This is a genomic window from Bradyrhizobium sp. UFLA01-814 (assembly GCF_046718885.1).
Taxonomy (GTDB): domain Bacteria; phylum Pseudomonadota; class Alphaproteobacteria; order Rhizobiales; family Xanthobacteraceae; genus Bradyrhizobium; species Bradyrhizobium elkanii.
On the sequence record NZ_JAQOSR010000034.1, the window covers coordinates 13,265 to 32,137 of the forward strand.

Annotated in this window: 17 protein-coding genes; 4 read left to right on the forward strand and 13 right to left on the reverse strand. The window is 65.6% G+C overall.

Annotated features, from left to right (window positions below):
* Positions 1 to 5: 5 nt before the first annotated feature.
* The 3 genes from PMN64_RS13000 to PMN64_RS13010 are packed head-to-tail and all read right to left on the reverse strand — an operon-like array spanning position 6 to position 1,887.
* The gene (locus PMN64_RS13000) at positions 6 to 452 is read right to left on the reverse strand and encodes a DUF1801 domain-containing protein (protein WP_411780975.1); all 447 of its coding nucleotides are present in this window, start codon (positions 450 to 452) and stop codon (positions 6 to 8) included.
* A gap of 35 nt (positions 453 to 487) precedes the next feature.
* On the reverse strand, positions 488 to 1,270 hold the full coding sequence (locus PMN64_RS13005; protein ID WP_411780976.1) for a sulfite exporter TauE/SafE family protein: 783 nt from the start codon (positions 1,268 to 1,270) through the stop codon (positions 488 to 490).
* An 11-nt stretch (positions 1,271 to 1,281) separates the two neighbouring features.
* Positions 1,282 to 1,887, reverse strand: a complete 606-nt coding sequence (locus tag PMN64_RS13010) for a TetR/AcrR family transcriptional regulator (RefSeq protein WP_304498388.1) — start codon at positions 1,885 to 1,887, stop codon at positions 1,282 to 1,284.
* A gap of 107 nt (positions 1,888 to 1,994) precedes the next feature.
* On the opposite strand from PMN64_RS13010, the gene PMN64_RS13015 reads away from it, so the two are divergent.
* Complete coding sequence (locus tag PMN64_RS13015; RefSeq protein WP_411780977.1) at positions 1,995 to 2,903, forward strand: sterol desaturase family protein; 909 nt, start codon at positions 1,995 to 1,997, stop codon at positions 2,901 to 2,903.
* Between the two features lie 218 nt (positions 2,904 to 3,121).
* Here PMN64_RS13015 and PMN64_RS13020 read toward each other — a convergent pair whose 3' ends face one another.
* From PMN64_RS13020 to lepA, 5 genes are all read right to left on the reverse strand, one after another.
* Positions 3,122 to 5,089, reverse strand: coding sequence for a cache domain-containing protein (locus tag PMN64_RS13020; RefSeq protein WP_411780978.1), 1,968 nt, complete (start codon positions 5,087 to 5,089; stop codon positions 3,122 to 3,124).
* A gap of 747 nt (positions 5,090 to 5,836) precedes the next feature.
* Positions 5,837 to 7,009: an acyl-CoA dehydrogenase family protein gene (locus PMN64_RS13025; RefSeq protein ID WP_411780979.1), complete on the reverse strand. Its 1,173-nt coding sequence runs from the start codon at positions 7,007 to 7,009 to the stop codon at positions 5,837 to 5,839.
* A gap of 151 nt (positions 7,010 to 7,160) precedes the next feature.
* Positions 7,161 to 8,387, reverse strand: a complete 1,227-nt coding sequence (locus PMN64_RS13030; protein ID WP_411780980.1) for an MFS transporter — start codon at positions 8,385 to 8,387, stop codon at positions 7,161 to 7,163.
* 252 nt (positions 8,388 to 8,639) lie between these two features.
* A complete protein-coding gene (locus tag PMN64_RS13035) occupies positions 8,640 to 8,972 on the reverse strand; it encodes a hypothetical protein (RefSeq protein ID WP_411780981.1) in 333 nt (110 codons plus the stop codon).
* 100 nt (positions 8,973 to 9,072) lie between these two features.
* Positions 9,073 to 10,884 carry a translation elongation factor 4 gene (gene lepA / locus PMN64_RS13040; protein ID WP_411780982.1) on the reverse strand — a complete coding sequence of 604 codons (1,812 nt, stop codon included), beginning with the start codon at positions 10,882 to 10,884 and terminating at the stop codon, positions 9,073 to 9,075.
* A 276-nt stretch (positions 10,885 to 11,160) separates the two neighbouring features.
* Between lepA and PMN64_RS13045 the strand changes: the two genes are divergently transcribed.
* Positions 11,161 to 11,334, forward strand: coding sequence for a M15 family metallopeptidase (locus PMN64_RS13045; RefSeq protein ID WP_411780983.1), 174 nt, complete (start codon positions 11,161 to 11,163; stop codon positions 11,332 to 11,334).
* A gap of 109 nt (positions 11,335 to 11,443) precedes the next feature.
* Positions 11,444 to 13,057 (forward strand): glycosyltransferase family 39 protein, encoded by a 1,614-nt coding sequence (locus PMN64_RS13050; protein WP_411780984.1) that lies wholly within the window; start codon positions 11,444 to 11,446, stop codon positions 13,055 to 13,057.
* Between the two features lie 168 nt (positions 13,058 to 13,225).
* Here the strand turns inward: PMN64_RS13050 and PMN64_RS13055 are convergent, their stop codons facing one another.
* The 5 genes from PMN64_RS13055 to PMN64_RS13075 form a co-directional block, all read right to left on the reverse strand.
* Positions 13,226 to 13,552 (reverse strand): HPr family phosphocarrier protein, encoded by a 327-nt coding sequence (locus PMN64_RS13055; RefSeq protein WP_028340460.1) that lies wholly within the window; start codon positions 13,550 to 13,552, stop codon positions 13,226 to 13,228.
* Positions 13,549 to 13,950 carry a PTS sugar transporter subunit IIA gene (locus PMN64_RS13060; RefSeq protein WP_021076632.1) on the reverse strand — a complete coding sequence of 134 codons (402 nt, stop codon included), beginning with the start codon at positions 13,948 to 13,950 and terminating at the stop codon, positions 13,549 to 13,551. Before PMN64_RS13060 ends, PMN64_RS13055 begins: the two co-directional genes overlap by 4 nt.
* Before the next feature lie 214 nt (positions 13,951 to 14,164).
* Positions 14,165 to 14,605 carry an HPr kinase/phosphorylase gene (locus PMN64_RS13065; protein ID WP_411780985.1) on the reverse strand — a complete coding sequence of 147 codons (441 nt, stop codon included), beginning with the start codon at positions 14,603 to 14,605 and terminating at the stop codon, positions 14,165 to 14,167.
* Complete coding sequence (locus PMN64_RS13070) at positions 14,602 to 16,410, reverse strand: stimulus-sensing domain-containing protein (protein WP_411780986.1); 1,809 nt, start codon at positions 16,408 to 16,410, stop codon at positions 14,602 to 14,604. The genes PMN64_RS13065 and PMN64_RS13070 overlap by 4 nt, the downstream gene beginning before the upstream one ends.
* Before the next feature lie 110 nt (positions 16,411 to 16,520).
* On the reverse strand, positions 16,521 to 17,222 hold the full coding sequence (locus PMN64_RS13075) for a response regulator transcription factor (RefSeq protein ID WP_016843287.1): 702 nt from the start codon (positions 17,220 to 17,222) through the stop codon (positions 16,521 to 16,523).
* Between the two features lie 241 nt (positions 17,223 to 17,463).
* Between PMN64_RS13075 and PMN64_RS13080 the strand changes: the two genes are divergently transcribed.
* The gene (locus PMN64_RS13080; RefSeq protein ID WP_411780987.1) at positions 17,464 to 18,210 is read left to right on the forward strand and encodes a HugZ family protein; all 747 of its coding nucleotides are present in this window, start codon (positions 17,464 to 17,466) and stop codon (positions 18,208 to 18,210) included.
* The last annotated feature ends 663 nt before the right edge of the window (positions 18,211 to 18,873 follow it).

Below are 18,873 nucleotides of genomic sequence, written 5' to 3' on the forward strand. Positions count from 1 at the left end.
GGAGCCTACGAGGCTTTCTTGTTCAGATGATAAGTCAGCGCCAGCGCCACGCAGTGGCGCAGCGCGGGCTCCGGCAGCTTGCCCGCGACATCGAGCAGGATCGCGCGGTTGCCGCTGTAGCTGAGCTCGGGATAGAGCTCGCGAAAGGTCTCGACCAGATTGGTCTGGCAGTGGAAGTAGATCGCGACCCGGTCGGCGGCCGGCTTCAGCTGATCGATCCGGACCGTGCTGCCGCTGCCGGTCTCCGGCGTGAGGTAGCTCGGCTGGCCCCATTTCAACGTTTCTTCCAGCGCGCCGACGCCTTTGGTCGCCTTCGCGGTCTCGAAGATCAGGCGCCGCAGCGCCAGCAGCTTGGCCTTGACCGAGGCAGGGTAGGCGTCGAACAGCGCAGCTGCCGGTTTCGCGTGCGAACGTGATGCCGCCTTGCTGGTCGATGTTGCCGGCTTGCGCATGGTGGGCTCCGCGAGGAGGACGTATCCACGTCTATCTACCACAGCGCTTTGAAGGTCATATAGACCGCCATCAGCGTGACGAAGACGATCATCGCGCGACGCAACCGCGCGCGGTCGATGCGGTTGGCGGCGCGGGCGCCGAGATCGGTGCCGGCCAGCAGGCCGGCGATCACGCCCGCGAGCACCGGCCATGATGCGAGCGAGCCCTCGCTCCAATAGATCCAGGCCGAGGGGATCGTGGTCGGGATCAGCGACATCACGAGGCTTGCCATCTGCGCCTGATGCTGCGGCATGCCGAGCACGGCGCTCAGTCCGACCACGGTCGCCAGTCCGCCGCCGATGCCGAGAAAGCCCGACGACAGGCCGGCGAGCAGCCCGACAATGAGCAGCGCCGGCCAGGATATGTCGCGCGCTGTGCCTTTGCCGTCATGCTTCGCCTCGTCGCGTCCGCCGCGCAGGATCAGCATCGCGTCGAGCACGACGAGATAGGCCACATAGGTCCAGCGCAGTGCGGGCTCGGCGACATGGTTGGCGGCGAGCGCGCCGGCCGCGCCGCCGGCGACGAAGCCGACTGTCAGCAGCGCGATCCAGCGCAATGGCGTGCGGTTGCCGCTTTGCCAATAGCGCCTGATCCCGGTGAGGCTGGTCGGCGGCACTTGCGCGACCAGCGAGATGCCCTGCGCGACATGCTGCCCGGCGCCGAGCAGCAGCACCGAGAACACGACCAGTCCGCCGCCGGGGCTGACGCCGAGCAGCCCGGCGGTCAGACCGCCGGCGAGGCCCGTGGCGATGCCGGCGAGGAGGTCGTGGACGATCACCGCATCCCCCGTCAGCGCCTGGCGGCAAGGCCGGCGAGGAAGATGTCGAAGGCGTGCATCGCCTCCGCGGTCGAGACGGTCTCGCCCCACAGCCGTTGCAGCACGATACCCTGGAACATCGCGACCATCGCCCGCGCCGCACCGCGCGGCTGTACGTGAGGATCGATCGCGCCGCTCTTCTGGCCGCGTCGCAGCAGGTCCACGATCAGGGCGATCGGCTGACGGATACCGCTCACCACCTGGTCGCGGACGACGTCGTCGCGCAGCGCCTCCGCCCAGAGCTGCAGCGCGACGCGGCGGGCGCGCAGGCCTTCTTCCTTCTGCAGGTCGCCGAGAAAGCCGCGGGCGATCGACCGCAGGCTCTGCAACACATCGTCCGATGGATCCTTGAGCGCCAGCAGCGCGCTGTCGCGGCCATGGCGGCTTTCGCCGATCGCCTGGATCAGCTCCTCCTTGCCGGTGAAATGCCCGTAGATGCAGCCGGCGCTGAGCCCGGATTGCTTGATCACGTCCTGGATCGTGGTCTGGTGAAATCCCTGGCGGGCAAAGCAGATCTCGGCGGCCTGCAGGATCTCCTCGCGGCGGATCGCGAGCGTTTCGGGTTTCACCTTCGGCATTGTCGGCTCCTTGTCAGGTCGCGGCCGGCCGATGCGGCGGGCTTGACGATCATTCGCCGTCATTATAAAGAACAAATATTCGTTTTGTAAAGAGGGAGGCTATCGGCATGATCGGCTTTGCAAAGCTTCTGTGGCATCCGGGCGCAGGCGAGATCGCCCAAGTCGAGCTGCCGTCGACCGGCGCGCGGATCGCGTTCCTGCTCGCGTCCTTCGTGATCGTGCTGCTGTTCGAGGCTGCGTTTCCGCTGTTCAGCTATGCGCGCGGTGACCGGCTGCGCAATATTGGCCGTAACGCCGCCATCACCGTGATCTTTGTCGGCGTGAACCTGCTGCTCAGCCCGCTGTCGCCGCTGGCCGCGCAATGGACGCTGGATGCGAAATTCGGCCTGTCGCACTGGCTCGGCCTGTCACCCCTGAACCAGCTCCTGCTCGGCATCATCGGGCTCGACCTGTTCGCCTATTTCGCCCACGTCTCGATGCACAAGCTCGGCTGGATGTGGCGCTTCCACCGCATGCACCATGCCGATCGCTTCGTCGACGTCACGACGGCGTTCCGCGAGCATCCCGGCGAGACGCTGTGGCGGATCGGCTGGCACATCGCCGGCGTGGTCGTGTTCGGAACGCCGGCCTGGGTGCTGGTCACCTATCTGACGTTGTCGGCGCTGAACGCCCAGTTCGAGCACGCCAACATCCGCCTGCCCGAGCGGCTCGACCGCTGGCTGCGGCTCGTCTTCGTAACGCCCAACATGCACAAGATGCATCATTCGCGTCATCAGCCGGAGACCGACAGCAATTATTCGAACCTGCTCTCGATCTGGGACCGGCTCGGCGGCACCTATAATCGCGGTCCGCGCTTCGCGGAGCTGCGTTACGGCCTCGACGGCTTCGATGATCCCGAGAAGCAGTCGCTGCGCGGACTGCTGAAGATGCCGTTCATGCGCGATTGGGGGCGGGCTGGGGCAGGGCCGGACAAGACGGATCGATCCGTTCCGCCGCCCATGTTGCCGTGGCCATGATCGCGGCCTAGTCCTGCCGCGTCATAGCTCCGAGGCGTATGCTTTCTGTCCCGTCATCCTGAGGAGCCGCGTAGCGGCGTCTCGAAGGATGGATCGGCCCCGCTGGTGGCCGTCGACCCTTCGAGGGCCGCTGAAGAAGCGGCCACCTCCAGCGACAAAGGCGAAGCCTTTGCGCGGGGGTGACGGATGACGGGTATTGTGCCTATGACACAGTAAGATTACGCCGCGTTGCGCAGTCCGGCGAGGAAGGTGTCGACGCTGTGCGACAGCGCGGCGGCGTGATCGCCGAGCTGGCCGGACGTATCCAGCACATTGCCGGTGAGGGCCCGCGACTGGCCGGCGGCCTCGCTCGCGCCCGCGATATTGGCGGAGACCTCGACGGTCCCGGTGGACGCCTGCTGCACGCTGCGGGCAATCTCGCGCGTCGCCGAGTCCTGCTGCTCGACGGCGGCCGCGATCGCGGTGGCGATACCCGAGATCTCGCGGATGGTGCCGCTGATGTCGCCGATCGCGCTGACGCAGTTGCCGGTGGCGGACTGGATCGCGCCGACCTGGCCGGCGATCTCCTCGGTCGCCTTCGCGGTCTGGCTCGCCAGGTCCTTCACCTCGGCGGCGACCACGGCAAAGCCGCGACCGGCCTCGCCGGCGCGCGCGGCCTCGATGGTTGCGTTGAGGGCCAGCAGGTTGGTCTGGCTCGCGATCGCACTGATCAGGCGCAGCACGTCGCCGATCTTCTCCGCCGATGCGGCGAGGCTCGTCACCATCTCGGTGGTCTCCATGGCCTTGGTCACGGCGCTGTCGGCGACGCGGCTGGAATGGGTGACCTGGCGGCCGATCTCGGTGATCGAGGACGCCAGCTCCTCGGTCGCGGCCGCGACCGCGTTGACGCTGGTGGATGCTTCCTCGGACGCGGCGGCTGCCGCCGAGGTCCGTTCGGAGGCACCGTTGACGCTGGCCGTGATCTCGTTGGCGACGCGCTGCATGTCGCCCGAGGACCGTGCGACGGCGGCGACCATGCCCTTGACGTCGGCTTCGAAACGATCGGCCATCTGCCGCTGCAATGCCTGCTTGTCGGCCTCCGCCTTCACCTTGTCGGCCTCCTGCGCCTCGCGCAGCGAGGAGGTTTCGACCATGCTGCGGCGGAACACGTCGACCGCCTTCGCCATCGTGCCGAGCTCGTCGCGGCGCTCGCTGCCGGGTATCGTGACGCTGGTGTCGCCGCTGGACAGGCGGTTCATGACAGCGGTGATCGCGGTGAGCGGCCGTGATAGGCCGCGGCCGAGCAGGAACGCGAGCAGCACGGCTGCGGCCAGGATCGCCACTGTGCCGAGGATCAGATTGCGCTGCGCGCTCGCCGCGGCGGCTTCATAGTCGCTGGTGTCCTTGACGATCTCGAGCACGGCGACCGGCTCGCCGGCATAGTTCTTGATCTGGCCGAGATAGAGCTCCACCGCATGGCCGTCGAGAACAGCGTCGCGCAGCAGCGCCGCACCGTTCATGACCCGCTTGAGCTCGTCGGGGGTCGCGACCACGGTATCGCCGAAGGTCGAGGACAGCCGCTTGAAGCTCTGGCCGTCGTAGGAATGCACGGCGAGGTCGATGCCGAAGCGCCTCTTGGCGCGGTCGACGAATTCCTTGCCGAAGGCGGCGCCGACGTCGACATTGGCCAGCGTCTTGCCCTCGTGCATGATCGGGGTCATGCCGAAGATCGAAAGCGCTTCGCGGCCGGGCTCGACGCCGACGATCGGCTTGCCGGTCCTGTTCGATTCCACCACCGTGGTCCGCCGCGTCGAGGCGTCGTCGCCGAAGGTCTTCGGCGCGTGGACCCGGTAGAAGCTGGTCGCCGGGGGCTGCCAGAACGAGATCAGCGGGATGCCCTGCGCCTTCATCGACGCCCAGGAGGCGCCGAGCAGCTTTCCGAGGCCGTCGCGGTCGCCCTTGGCGATGGCATCTTCGACCGGCGGCAGGGCAGCGATGACCGCCGAGACCGCGAGCGCGGCGCGGCCTTCATAGTCGATCGCTGCGATCACGCTGTCATATTGCAGCTTGAGTTGCTGATCGAGCGCGAGCCGCGTCAGCGCCCGCTGCTGGCTGATGGAGAAGCCGCCGAGGATGGCGCAGGCGACTGCGACGGTCAGCGAAATCGCCAGAATCAGGCGGGCGGCAATCGATCGAAGCGTGAACATGGGACCAGCGGAACTCCAGGCATTAGCGCCGTCCGCAAACTCCCAGAAAAAGCTTAACAACCGGATGTTGCGCCGCCGGTATTCGTGCCGCGACCATTGCCGCCGGTGCTACTTTCGTACCATGCAGCTCAATCGAGATCAGGTTGGGCTCGAAGCCGACCTTGCCGCTTGTGGGCCGACGCTAATCTCCCCGGACGAAAAGGCTTAAACAGTAACCCGCCAAACAAGAGCGCGGAAAACCGAGAGCCATTGATAGGCGACGCGGCTATTCGTGTTAATGTCGGAAAATGAGATGGATGCGGTACTGGCTTTTTCAGCTCGCAATCACGCTTGGTTTCACGGTGGCATCCGCAGCGCTGTACTTCGCCGTTGGAAGGGGTGCAAGCATCGTCATTATGTTCATGGGTTTTTCGTTGGTCTTGGCGCTTTGCTTGGCCTTGACCGGCATTTTGCTCGGCGTACGTCAGCTCTTGCGAGGACGAAAAACCTCGAAGGTCTGGGAGCGCTGAGACACACAGCCGCATCAAGAGCTTTAGCGTCGTAGGATGGGTGGAGCGAAGCGATACCCATCAACCTTTATCCGCGCGGAGGGATGATGGGTATCGCTGCGCTCCACCCATCCTACAGACTGCGTTGGTGATTGGGTGATCCATTCAGGCTGGTCACCTTTTTGAAACGTGTCACGCCGCGCAAGGCTGTTCTGCTTCTGGCCCAAAACCGGGATGCCGTATCTGACTTGATCGCGCTTCAGCGCGCCGTCGGCGGAGCGCCGAGATTGCCCGCCAGGATCGCCTTGCCGGCGTCCTCATACTGGGTGTCGCGCGCCTGGATCTGCTGCGCGATCGCGTGCATGTCGCGAAACCGTCGCTCGAACGGATTCTTGGCGAACACCGCCGTCGCCCCCGCCATGTGATAGGCGATGTCGACCACCGAGGCGGACTGGTGGATGGTCCAGGTCGAGGCGATGCGGATCGCGACGCGGTGCGCCTCGGTGATGGGATCGCCGCGGACGAGATCGCTCCAGACGTCGTGGGCCGTCGCGTACAGATAGGCGCGCGCGGCGCGCAGGCTCGCTTCGGTGCGGCCGATCTGGCCCTGCACGGCGTTGTTGTCGCGCATCGCCTTGAGGCCCTGCGGGGTCTTGCCGCGGGCAAGCTCGCTCGCCGCATCCAGCATGGCGCGGGCGACGCCGAGCGAGGTGGCGGCAAAGCCCATGCTGAACACCATGTTGGTGGAGAGCTTGTAGAGCGGCCCCGGCTCGCGGCACGCGGCGGGATCGTCGCGCAGCGCGGCGAATTTTTCCGGAATGAAGAGGTTGTCGACCGAATAGGAATCGGTGCCGGTGCCCTTCAGGCCGATCACGTCCCAGACGTCATACATTGTCGCTGACGACATCGGGAACAGGATGGTCCGGATCTCCGGCGAACCGTCGGCCTTCCTGCGCGGTGAACCGTCGGCCTCGACGATTCGGACATGGGCGCCGAGCCAGCTCGCCTGCCGCGAGCCCGAGGCGAAATCCCAGCGCGCACTGGCGCGATAGCCGCCGGGCTCGGCACGGACCTCATGGGCGATCGCGCCCCAGGCGAGGATGCCGGGTGCGGTGTTGAAGATCTCGTGGGCCACGTCGGGCTCGAGATAGGCCGCGGTCATGGCGCAGACGCTGCACTGGCCGAGGCACCACGCCGTGGATGCATCGGCCTTGGCGATCTCCTCCTGCATCTGCATGAAGGCGTCCAGCGTCGCCTCGGCGCCGCCAAGACGCTTCGGCAGCAGCGCGCGATAGAGCCCGTTCTCGACCAGGGCCGCGGTGACCGATGGCGTCAGCCGCCGTGTCCGTTCGATCTCGTCGGCTTCGCTTGTGATCAGCGGCGCCAGCGCGCGCGCCCGCTCGACAAGGTCGAATCCCTGCGGCTTGTTCATGCGTGTCCTCGGCGCCTTCTGTCATTCTTGTTGGGCAGGCCAGGCGATGGTGGCTCATCCGGCAGAAGAGGGCAAGGCGGGACGGCGCCGATGCAGATCAGCTATCCATCCGTTATGCCGGTGCGCGCGAGCGTGACGAATGCGTCCGCGCTCAGGCGGCGGCGCGGCCGAGATCGAGCGACGGCTGGCGCTTGGTCGAAAAACTCAACGCCACCGCAACCGCGGCGAGACCGATCGCGAAGGAACCGGCGTGCAGCCACGTATAGCCGTGGAACGTGTCGAACACGTAACCGCCGGCCCACGGCCCGAGCGCCATGCCGAGGCTCGCGAAGGCGGACACCGCGCCGAACACCGTGCCCATGATGCGCGCGCCGAAGAACTCGCGCACCAGCACGGCGTAGAGCGGCATCACGCCGCCATAGGCGAGGCCGAACACGACAGACAGCGCGTAGAATTCGCCGAGCTGCGCGATCGCGAGATAGGTCGCGATCGACAGCGCCTGCACGAGCAGGCCGCCGACCAGGACCGGCTTGGCGCCGAGCCGGTCGGCGAGCACGCCGAGCAGCAGCCGGCCGCCGAGCCCGGAGAAGCCGGCGAGGCTGTAGACCGTGACCGCGGTGAGCGGCGCGATGCCGCACACCATGGCGTAGGACACCATGTGGAAGATCGGTCCCGAATGCGCCGCGCAGCAGGCGAAATGCGCCAGTGCCAGCGTGATGAATTGCGGCGTGCGCAGCGCCTGCGCCGCGGTCCATTCGGTTTGCGGCACATTCGCGGCGGTCGGGATTGCGACGTCCGTTCCCTGCGGCGCCGGGCGCACCAGGAACGATGCGGGGATCAGCAGCGCCCATGCGGCGATGCCGATGACGAGCATCGCGAAGCGCCAGTCATAGGCCGTGATCAGCCAGCTCGCGGACGGCGCCACGGTCAGCGGCGACACGCCCATGCCGGCCGACACCAGCGCGACCGCGAGGCTGCGATGCTTGTCGATCCAGGCGCTGGCGAGCGCCATCATCGGCGCATAGAAGCTGCCGGCGGCGATTCCGATCAGCACGCCGAAGCAGAGCTGGAATTGCCACAGGCTCTGCGCCTGGCTCGCCGTCACGAGGCCAAGCCCGAGCAGCACGCTGCCCGCCAGCACCACGACGCGGGTGCCGAAGCGGTCGGACAGCGCGCCCCAGGCGAACGCCGCAAAACCCATGCAGAGGAAATCCAGCGTCGCCGCCGCCGAGATGCCGGCGCGCGACCAGCCCATCGCATCCGAGATCGGTTGCAGGAACACCGCGAGCGACAGCATGGTGCCGAAGCCGACGCAGGTCATCAGCGCGCCCGCGCCGACGACGACCCAGCCATAATCGAACCGAGCGGCCTTGCTCATGCGTTTCCCCGGCGCTGTTGTTTGTTGTGGTGCGCGCAGGGAGGATGGTGGCCTATCCGAGGCCCAGGGGCAACATGACGGGCAACATGCCTCTCATTCCGGGATCAGCGGATTGTGAGTTGCGTGCGCAGGATGTCGCAGCGAGGCGCGGCTAGAGCCATTTCCGTTCCGATCGAATCGGAACGGGGCTCTAGATTCTTGCTTTGACGGTTTTCTTCACGCGAACCGGGAGCCACTTCGCTCGAAAACGCTCTACCCGCATTGCCAGGCCCGCCCGATCGGCGTCCAGGTCCAGCATGGACCAAAACTGCCGCCATTGTAGCGGCCGCGATAGAATCCCGGCCGGCCGAAATAGTACCAATCGCCGCCGTACCAGTATTGCGGCGAATAGTCCGGGTAGCCGCGGGCGGCGCCGCGCGGGCCGAACACCGGAATCGTTTGGTTCGGCGGCTGCCGGTAGCCGGGCAGGAAGCCATAGCCGTGCCAACGAGTGCTGCCGTGCCGCTTCTTCGAGGAGGCGGCCGAGCTCAGGTCCGGCTGCAGCAAGGCGAGGATGACGACAAGGAGGAACAGGATGCGCAACATGATCGCAGTCTAGTCGGAGCGCGATGCAGTGGCGATTCAAATCATGGTGCGTCTTGTTGCTGGGACAAGAATGCGCAACACTCGCGCCGGCGGCGTCGCCTCAGCTATCCACCTTGAGTGCGGCGATGAAAGCTTCCTGCGGGATGTCGACCTTGCCGAACTGCCGCATCTTCTTCTTGCCTTCCTTCTGCTTCTCCAGAAGCTTGCGTTTGCGCGTGATGTCGCCGCCGTAGCACTTCGCGGTCACGTCCTTGCGCAGCGCGCGGACGGTTTCGCGCGCGATCACCTTGCCGCCGATCGCCGCCTGGATCGGGATCTGGAACATGTGCGGCGGGATCAGCTCCTTCATCTTCTCGACCATGGCGCGGCCGCGGCCTTCGGCGCGGGTGCGATGCACCAGCATCGACAGCGCGTCGACCGGCTCGGCGTTGACCAGGATCTGCATCTTGACCAGATCGGCCGGCTTGTAGTCGGTCAGGTGATAGTCGAACGAGGCGTAGCCCTTGGAGACCGACTTCAGGCGATCGTAGAAGTCGAACACCACCTCGTTGAGCGGCAGGTCGTATTTCACCATCGCGCGGGAGCCGACATAAGTGAGCTCCTTCTGCGAGCCGCGGCGGTCCTGGCACAGCTTCAAGACGCTGCCGAGATACTCGTCGGGGGTGAGGATCGTGGCCTCGATCCACGGCTCCTCGATCTCGGCGATCTTGACCACGTCGGGCATGTCGACCGGGTTGTGGATCTCGAGCTCGGTGCCGTCGGTCAGCTTCATCTTGTAGATCACGCTCGGCGCGGTCGCGATCAGATTGAGGTCGAATTCGCGCGACAGCCGCTCCTGGATGATTTCCAGATGCAGCAGGCCGAGGAAGCCGCAGCGGAAGCCGAAGCCGAGCGCGGCGGAGGTTTCCATCTCGTAGGAGAAGCTGGCGTCGTTCAGCCGCAGCTTGCCCATCGCCGCGCGGAGCGTTTCGAAGTCGTTGGCGTCGACCGGGAACAGGCCGCAGAACACGACCGGAATCGCCGGCTTGAAGCCCGGCAGCATCTCGCTGATCGGCTTCCTGTCATCGGTGATGGTGTCGCCGACGCGGGTGTCGGCGACTTCCTTGATCGCCGCGGTGATGAAGCCGATCTCGCCGGGGCCGAGCTCGTCGACCTGCTCCATCTTCGGCGTGAAGAAGCCGACGCGCTCGATATCGTAGGCCGCGCCGGTGCCCATCATGCGGATGCGGCTTCCCTTCTTCATCACGCCGTCGACGACGCGGATCAGCACGACCACGCCGAGATAGACGTCGTACCAGCTGTCGACCAGCAGCGCCTTCAGGGTCGCGTCGCGGTCGCCCTTCGGCGGCGGCAGACGGGTGACGATCGCTTCCAGCACGTCGGGCACGCCGACGCCGGTCTTGGCCGAGATCATCACGGCGTCGGACGCATCGATGCCGATCACGTCCTCGATCTGCTGCTTGACCTTCTCGGGCTCGGCGGCCGGCAGGTCGACCTTGTTCAGAACCGGCACGATCTCGTGATTGTTGTCGAGCGCCTGATAGACATTGGCGAGCGTCTGCGCCTCGACGCCCTGGCTGGCGTCGACCACGAGCAGGGAACCCTCGCAGGCCGCCAGCGACCGCGAGACCTCGTAGGCGAAGTCGACATGGCCGGGCGTATCCATCAGGTTGAAGATGTAATTCTTGCCGTCCTTGGCGCGGTAGTTCAGCCGGACGGTCTGCGCCTTGATGGTGATGCCGCGCTCGCGCTCGATATCCATCGAATCGAGCACCTGCTCCTTGCCCGCCATTTCACGATCCGACAGGCCGCCCGTCATCTGGATCAGGCGGTCGGCAAGGGTCGATTTGCCATGGTCGATATGGGCGACGATGGAGAAGTTGCGGATGTTCGAAATCGGGGCAGTTGTCATTGGCGCGGGATAGCATCCGCACCCCCGCGCGGGCAACCAAATTGCGGTATTTTGCAGGGGTGTGACGGCGAATCACCGCGCCGTTTCCGGCAGGGTTGCCGTAACCGATTTCCGGGCATGTTCCTGCCAGTCTTTCGGCCCGAAAATCGTCTTTCGCGTTGCCGGCACCGGGCGGATGAGCATGCATGGCTACGCCGCCGCCATCGACCTCAACCTGAAAGTTAGGGATGACCGGCTGTGGGCCGGCAAGGGCAAGACATCCCCTGCAACAACCGGATGCCGCGCGAGATCGTCGACATCTTCGCGCGCCACGGATTCATCTGGGGCGGCAAGCGGCGTCACTACGATACCATGCATTTCGAGTCCCGGCCGGACTTCCCGGAAAGTGAATCCGCTTGCTGGAGGCGTTCTCACGCCAAGCTGATTTCACTGGCCACAAAAACGCGCTAAAGCGCGCTGAAATGCAGATCAGCACCCATCTGCGTTTCCGCTTCCATTCGGGCATGATCCTTCCGGGAAACCGCTTTCCACTTTTCCGGGCATGCCTCAGGCACAGGCCATGTCGACCGCCTCCACGCTCCCCGCCGCCCGGCGCACCAACCGCAAGCTGACGATCCGGCGGATCGCCGCCTGGATCGCCTCGCGCGCCACCGATCCCAGGACCAGCCTGTGGTTCGTGATCGGCTTCGCACTGGTTCATGCGGTGCTGTGGACGCTGATCCTGGTCAAGCTCAAGGCCGCGCAGGACATCCATATGGATGTTGCGGAAGCCTATGCCTGGGGCCAGCGCTTCTTGCTCGGCTATGGCAAGCACCCGCCGCTGTCGGGCTGGATCGCCGGGGTCTGGTTCAGGATTTTTCCCGTTACCAACTGGTCGACCTATGCGCTCGCGATGACGACGGTCAGCTTCGCGCTGGTGGTGTGCTGGCTGATCGCGCTGCGTGTCGTCGATCGCCGCCGCGCGTTCTTCATGGTGGTGATGCTCGCGCTCTACCCGATCTTCAATTTCAAGGGCTTCAAATACAACGCCGATCTCGCGCAGCTGGTGCCGCTGCCGCTGCTGGTGCTGGCCTATCTGAACGCGTTCGAGAAGCGCAGCTTCAAATCGGGTCTCTGGCTCGGCTTTGCCGGCATGCTGGCGCTGATGACCAAGTACTGGGTGGTGACGATGATCGGCGCCGTCGGGCTGGCCGCGCTGATCCATCCGCAACGGACGCAATTCCTGCGCTCGCCGGCGCCATGGGTTGCGATCGGCACGATGGCGGTGGCGATGATTCCGCATCTGGTGTGGCTGGAGGAGGTGGACTTCGTGCCGTTCACCTATGCCGGTGACGTCTACGCGCTGTCGAGCCGCGCACTCAACGTGCAGCTCGTGATCGGCTATGTCGTGCACAATGTCGGGCTGCTCGCGATTCCCGTCGTGCTGGGCCTCGTGGCGCTCCTGCTGGGCTCGGTGCCGTGGCGTCCGTCGGACGTGCTGGCGCGGATCTGGTCGCGCGGACCCAATCCGGCCGTCAACCTTCCGCAGGCGCTCAACGTCTGGATCATCCAGCTGATCGTCGCGATCGGGCCGCCGCTCGGCGCGCTGGCGTTCACCGTCTATATCAAGACCGATTGGGGCATCCCGCTGTTCTTCCTGGTGCCGCTTGCGCTGGTCGCGATCCCCTCGCTCCGCTTTCCGCGCATGGCGCTGTTCTCGATCACCGCGATCTGGTTCGTGGCCACGGTCGTCACGCTGATCGCCGCGCCCAGCATCGCGACGCAGGAGATCGCGTCCAACCATATCGGCGGCTCGACCTATGCCGCGCGCTCCGAGCTCGCGCGCGAGCTGACCCAGACCTGGCAGGACAGATTCCATTCGCGCTGGGCCGTGGTCGTCGCGCGGTCCGATATCGGCGAGCCGATGACGTTCTACAGTCCGGATCATCCGGCATCGCTGGTGCCGGGCGAAGCCTGGTCGTCGGGGCTGACGTCGCTCGACGAAGCCAAGCGCCTCGGCTTCATCGGCGTCTGCGACACCACCGATCCGGTGTTCCTGAAGCCCTGCGAGGCGTGGATGGCGGAGCACGCCAAGGATGCCGAGCCGCTGGTGATGACCACCATGCGCTTCTTCAACGGCCATCCCGGTCCGTCGACGGTGTGGAAGGTCTATCTGGTGCCGCCGGCGAAGTAGCCATTCCCGGCATCACCGCCGTTTTCCGTCATCCTGAGGAGCCGCGAAGCGGCGTCTCGAAGGATCGACGGCCACCGGCCGGGCCGTGCATCCTTCGAGACGCGCTTCGCGCTCCTCAGGATGACGGGAAGAGGCTTTCGCTTAGCGTCGCGGCACGCGAGGCAGCACCTAAGTGCCTTCCTCGTTGAACTTGCTGGCGACGAGTTCGGCGATGGCGTCGAGCGCCTGTTGCGCTTGCTCGCCCTTTGCGGAGACCACGACCGTGGTGCCGGGCCCGGCGGCGAGCATCATCAGGCCCATGATCGAGGTGCCGCCGACGGTCTCGGTGCCGCGGGTGACCCAGATCTCGGCGTTGAAGCGCTCGACCAGCTGGACGAACTTGGCAGATGCCCGCGCATGCAGGCCGCGCTTGTTGACGATCAGCAGCTCACGGGAAATAGCGCCCGCTGGCACGCCCGGGCCGATTTGATTTCCGCCCGGAGCCTCGTCGCTCATTTGCCTGCGAGAACGCGGCTGGCGATGGTGACGTATTTGCGGCCGGCTTCCTGGGCCATCGCGATCGCGTCGGGCAGCGAACGCTCCTCGCGAACCTTGGCAAGCTTGACCAGCATGGGAAGGTTGATGCCTGCGAGCACTTCCACCTTCGGGCGGCTCATGCAGGAGATCGCAAGGTTGGACGGCGTGCCGCCAAACATGTCGGTGAGAATCGCAACGCCGTCGCCGCTATCGACGCGGTTCACCGCCTCGATGATGTCGCTTCGACAGAGATCGGAATCGTCCTCGGCCCCGATCGTAATCGCTTCAATTTGTTTCTGCGGACCCATGACGTGTTCGAGCGCCGCTCGGAACTCGTCGGCAAGGCGCCCATGGGTCACCAGCACTAGACCAATCATCGGAAACTCCTCGCGGGCGCCCTTTGGTGCACCGCACGAACGCGCCACTTTGACCATCCAGAGGCCCTGCGCAAGAGGGCATCTTGGCTAGTCTCCCGGTTCCTGGCGGTAGAGAGGGGAGGCTGCGCCGGCAAAATCCGACGCGATAGTGGATGTGATATGGTTACCAATTCCCTTCCCACAATTGGCCGCAAGATTACGGGAACATGAACTTTCAGGTTGTCGTCAGCGCAGCGACAACCAGCGGCAGGGGTTGGAAGCCGATGCCGACGGGAATTCGCGGTATTAAAACACCATTAAGGCGAATCGTGAGCGCCTCGGGCGACGGCAGCCGCTCGGCGTCGTCGGCGGCGAGGTCGACGATCAGCCCCACCACGGCCTCGCCTGCGAACGGACAATGGCGGATTCCGAGGCCTCGGATCTCGATCAGACCGGCCAATTGCTGAACCGGACGAACCCACAATTGTTCGCCGGCTGTGTCGAGATGGACACGGTCATCCCCCACCAAAATGGCCGGCGGAAGCACTCCGGTGCGCCCGGCGAGAATCAGGTCGAAGGCGAGACGCGACTTGCCGGCGCCCGACGGGCCGCGGATCAGCACCGCACGCTCGCCGACCAGAACGGCGGATGCGTGCACGCTCGAATTGTCGCTCATAGTGTTGGCAGCCTGACCACGAAACGCGCGCCGGCGGCGGTGGGCTTGCCGTCTGTGTCCGCAGGGCCAAAGCGGTTCTCGGCCCAGATGCGTCCGCCATGCGCTTCGATGATCTGCTTGGAGATCGAAAGCCCGAGGCCGGAGTTCTGGCCAAAACCCTGGTGCGGCCGGTCGGTGTAGAAGCGCTCGAAGATCCGCTCCAGCGCGTCCTCGCCGATGCCGGGCCCGTCATCGTCGACCACGATCTCGACCTCGCCGCGGGTGCGGCGACAGACGATGCGCACCTTGTCGCCCGGCTTGGAGAATGATTGCGCGTTCGACAGCAGGTTCGAGATCACCTGGCCGAGCCGTGAATCATGGCCGGGCACCGACAGCGTATCGGTCGGTCCGCGGCCCTCGAAGCGGGCTTCGACGGCGACGTCGTGGCCGAGCCTTGTCTCGTTGGCGACGCCGGTCAGCGTCGTCAGCAGCCGCCGCAGATCGACCGGCGCCATGTCCTGGCGCTGCAATTCGGCATCAAGCCGGCTGGCGTCTGAGATGTCGGAGATCAGGCGGTCGAGCCGCCTGACGTCATGCTCGATCACGGCGAGCAGCCGCGCGCGGCTGTTCTCGTTGCGCGCCAAAGGCAGCGTCTCGACCGCGGAGCGCAGCGAGGTCAGCGGGTTCTTCAGCTCATGGGCGACATCGGCGGCGAACATCTCGATCGCCTCGATGCGGCTGTAGAGCGCGTTGGTCATGTCGCGCAGCGCGCCGGAGAGATGGCCGATCTCGTCGCGGCGCCCCGTGAAGTCGGGAATCTCGACACGGGTCTGGATGCGGTGGCGGACGCGTTCGGCACCGTCGGCGAGCCGCCGCACCGGGCCCGCGATCGTGCTTGCCAACAGCAGCGACAGCATGATCATGACGGCGGAGGCGACCCCGCCGATCTTGAGGATGGCGAGCCGCTCGGACATCACCAGCTGGTCGATGTCGTCGCCCTGGGTGGTCAGCATCAAGGCGCCGCGCACGGCGCGGAAATGCTGCACCGGGACGGCAACCGACACGATGATCGCGCCGCGTTCGGTGACGCGCACCGCGCTGCCCTTCATGCCCTCGAGCGATTGCGCGACTTCGGAATAGCCCTTGCCGCCTTCGGGGCCGAGTTCGCGGTAGATCGGCAGGTCGCCGCGGTTGAGCCAGGTCTTGATCGTGGCCTTGGTCTTCTCGTAGAGCGACGGCTTCTCCGACGGCGGCGGCAGCTCCATGCGCAGCACGTCGCCGCGCGCGAACAGATTGCGGCTGTCGAGGATCAGGCCGCCGTCGCGGTCGAAGATGCGGGCCCGCGTCTTGGTCGGTGCGATCAGGCGGCGCAGGACCGGCGCGACCCGCTCGGGATTGATCGGGAAATCCGCCGATTCGTCCGGCTGGCCATAACTCTCGCCGGGCTTGAGATCGAGCAGGCGATCGGGATCGATGGTGACGGTATTGCCTTCGACGGTCGCGGACGCCGCGATCGCCTCCGAGATGATCTCGGCATAGACCAGAAGGCTCTGCGTGCGCGCCTCGATCAGGCCGGCGCGGAACTGCGAGAGATAGAGGATGCTGGCGACCAGCGCGACGAGGCCGGCGAGGTTGAGCGAGACGATGCGGCGCGTCAGGCTCGAGAACGACAGCGCGAAGAAGAACTGGCCGGCGCGGCGCAGCCAGCCGAGCGGACGGCGCCACCCCTTGTCGCGCGCCAATTCGTCGGTCACGGCCTCTTGATCGAGGAGCTGCGACGCGTCCTCGGTGTTTTGGCCTTGCTCGAGCTGCGTTCGATCAAGCACTGGCAAAGCTGCCGGTTGGTATGGATGTCGTCCCGCGAAGCAGACAATCGCCCGAGCTTACCCCAGCCGTGCGGAACCTGTCAGTTAACAAGCCGCTCCGGAAGTGCAGATCAGGCTTCCTTGAAGCGATAGCCGACGCCGTACAGCGTCTCGATCATCTCGAAGTCGTCGTCGACCACCTTGAACTTCTTGCGCAGCCGCTTGATGTGGCTGTCGATGGTGCGGTCGTCGACATAGACTTGGTCGTCATAGGCCGCGTCCATCAGCGCGTTGCGGCTCTTCACGACGCCGGGGCGGGTGGCGAGCGCCTGCAGGATCAGGAATTCGGTCACGGTGAGCGTCACCGGCTCGTTCTTCCAGGTGCAGGTGTGGCGCTCCGGATCCATCCGCAGCAGGCCGCGGTCGAGCGCGCGGGCGTCCGGCTCCTTCGGCGCGGCGGTCGGATCCTTCGGCTGGCCGCGGCGGAGCACGGCCTTGACCCGCTCGACCAACAGGCGCTGCGAGAACGGCTTGCGGATGAAATCGTCGGCGCCCATTTTCAGGCCGAACAATTCGTCGATCTCCTCATCCTTCGAGGTGAGGAAGATCACCGGCAGGTCGGACTTCTGGCGCAGCCGGCGCAGCGTTTCCATGCCGTCCATGCGCGGCATCTTAATATCGAGGATCGCAAGATCGGGCGGCGACGTGCGAAACCCATCCAGCGCCGACGCACCGTCCGTGTAGGTCATGATGCGATAGCCTTCGGCTTCGAGCGCGATCGAAACCGAAGTGAGAATGTTGCGGTCGTCGTCGACCAGGGCGATTGTGGGCATGTGCTGCTTTCACAATGAGAGTGGCTTAGACGGCGGGCACTCTGGCGACGCGCCGTAGAATTGGGCTTCGAACGCGGTCAACGAGCAATGCAAGCTGGGCTGAAGTGTGACCGAGTTCCGCAAAAATCCGCTTCTGCGACCCACGCGATGGGTCCCCATATAGCACCCTTAGACCATGAGAAAAGGCCCTTTTTTCACAGGGAACCCGCCCGATTCGCCCCCAAAATGACCCGATAGGCCCATGCAACCGACCGCCGACTTCGATCCTGCCCACCTTGCCCGCTCGCTGCTCCGCCGCAGCCGCCAGGGCGCCCTCGCCACGTTGATGGCCGGCACCGGCGCTCCCTATTGCTCGCTGGTCAATCTGGCCAGCCATCCCGACGGCTCGCCGATCCTGCTGATTTCCCGGCTGGCGCTGCATACCAAGAACATCCTGGCCGATCCCAGGGTGTCGCTGATGCTGGACGAGCGCGCCGAGGGCGATCCGCTGGAGGGTGCCCGGATCATGCTGGCCGGTCAGGCGGAGGAAGTTGCGGAGGGCGGGCGGGAGCTCGTCCGCCGGCGCTATCTCGGCGCCCATCCGTCAGCGGAAGCCTTTGTGGAATTTAAGGATTTTTCGTTTTTCCGGATCAAGCCGAGCGGCGCCCATCTGGTCGCCGGGTTTGGCCGCATCGTGGACCTCAAACCCGCGCAATTCCGGACCGATCTCGGGGGAGCCGAGGAGCTGCTCGAGGCCGAGCCCGGCGCGGTGGCGCATATGAACGAGGATCACCGCGAGGCCATGAACCTCTACGCCACGCGGCTGCTCGGTGCGGAAAGCGCCGACTGGCTCTGCACCGGCTGCGATCCCGACGGCATGGACATGCAGGCCGGCCGCGACACGCTGCGGCTGGATTTCCCCGAGCGCGTCACCACCGGCACCGGGCTGCGCAAGATGCTGGTGCGGCTCGCCGGCGAGGCGCGCGCCAAGGAACGCGTCAAGGAATAGGAAGCGATAGGAGCAAACCACCTGTCCGCCCGGCGGCGCTGCGGCCGTGGCGAGGCATGGTGTCGCATGGCCGCGGCGGCGCGATTGCGCGGTCGCCGAGGCGAAGCGTCCTTTAACCGCGCGTCGCTTCCAGTCTGCGCGGATTTGACAGCGCGATCATTTCGCACGGGCGTGTCGTGTCATCGCCGTTGGCTCGATGTGCATGCAAGAATGTCTGGCGCGGCTGCATCGGAAAATCAGCCGGATCGCGGTGTCGACCGCACTGACGCGCGCGCGTGCGACCGCGCTGATTGCGTTATCATCGATCGCCGGGGTCAGCGATCGCCGCCGAACGCCACGCGTTGCGGAACATTCATCGCAGTTGAGCATTGATATAATCGGGCTTCGACGAAGGCGTGTTGAGCGCAATCGAAACTGCTCGTCAGCAGCTTTCATCTGCAGCTCAATGCCGATCAGGTGGTGCCGCGTGCAACACGATCGTGGTCATGCTCGGCTCTGCAGCGCTGCGTCAATGCGCGGCGGCTCATCTCAACGATACATCCTCAGCGCGAAATGCATACCCGGCATTCTCCGCGCCGTTCGCCTCGATCGGCGAAGGCGCTGCCTGCCGGCTGGCACTTTTTGTGCATCGCAAAGCTCCGTGCGCGGCAGGAAAGGCGACGA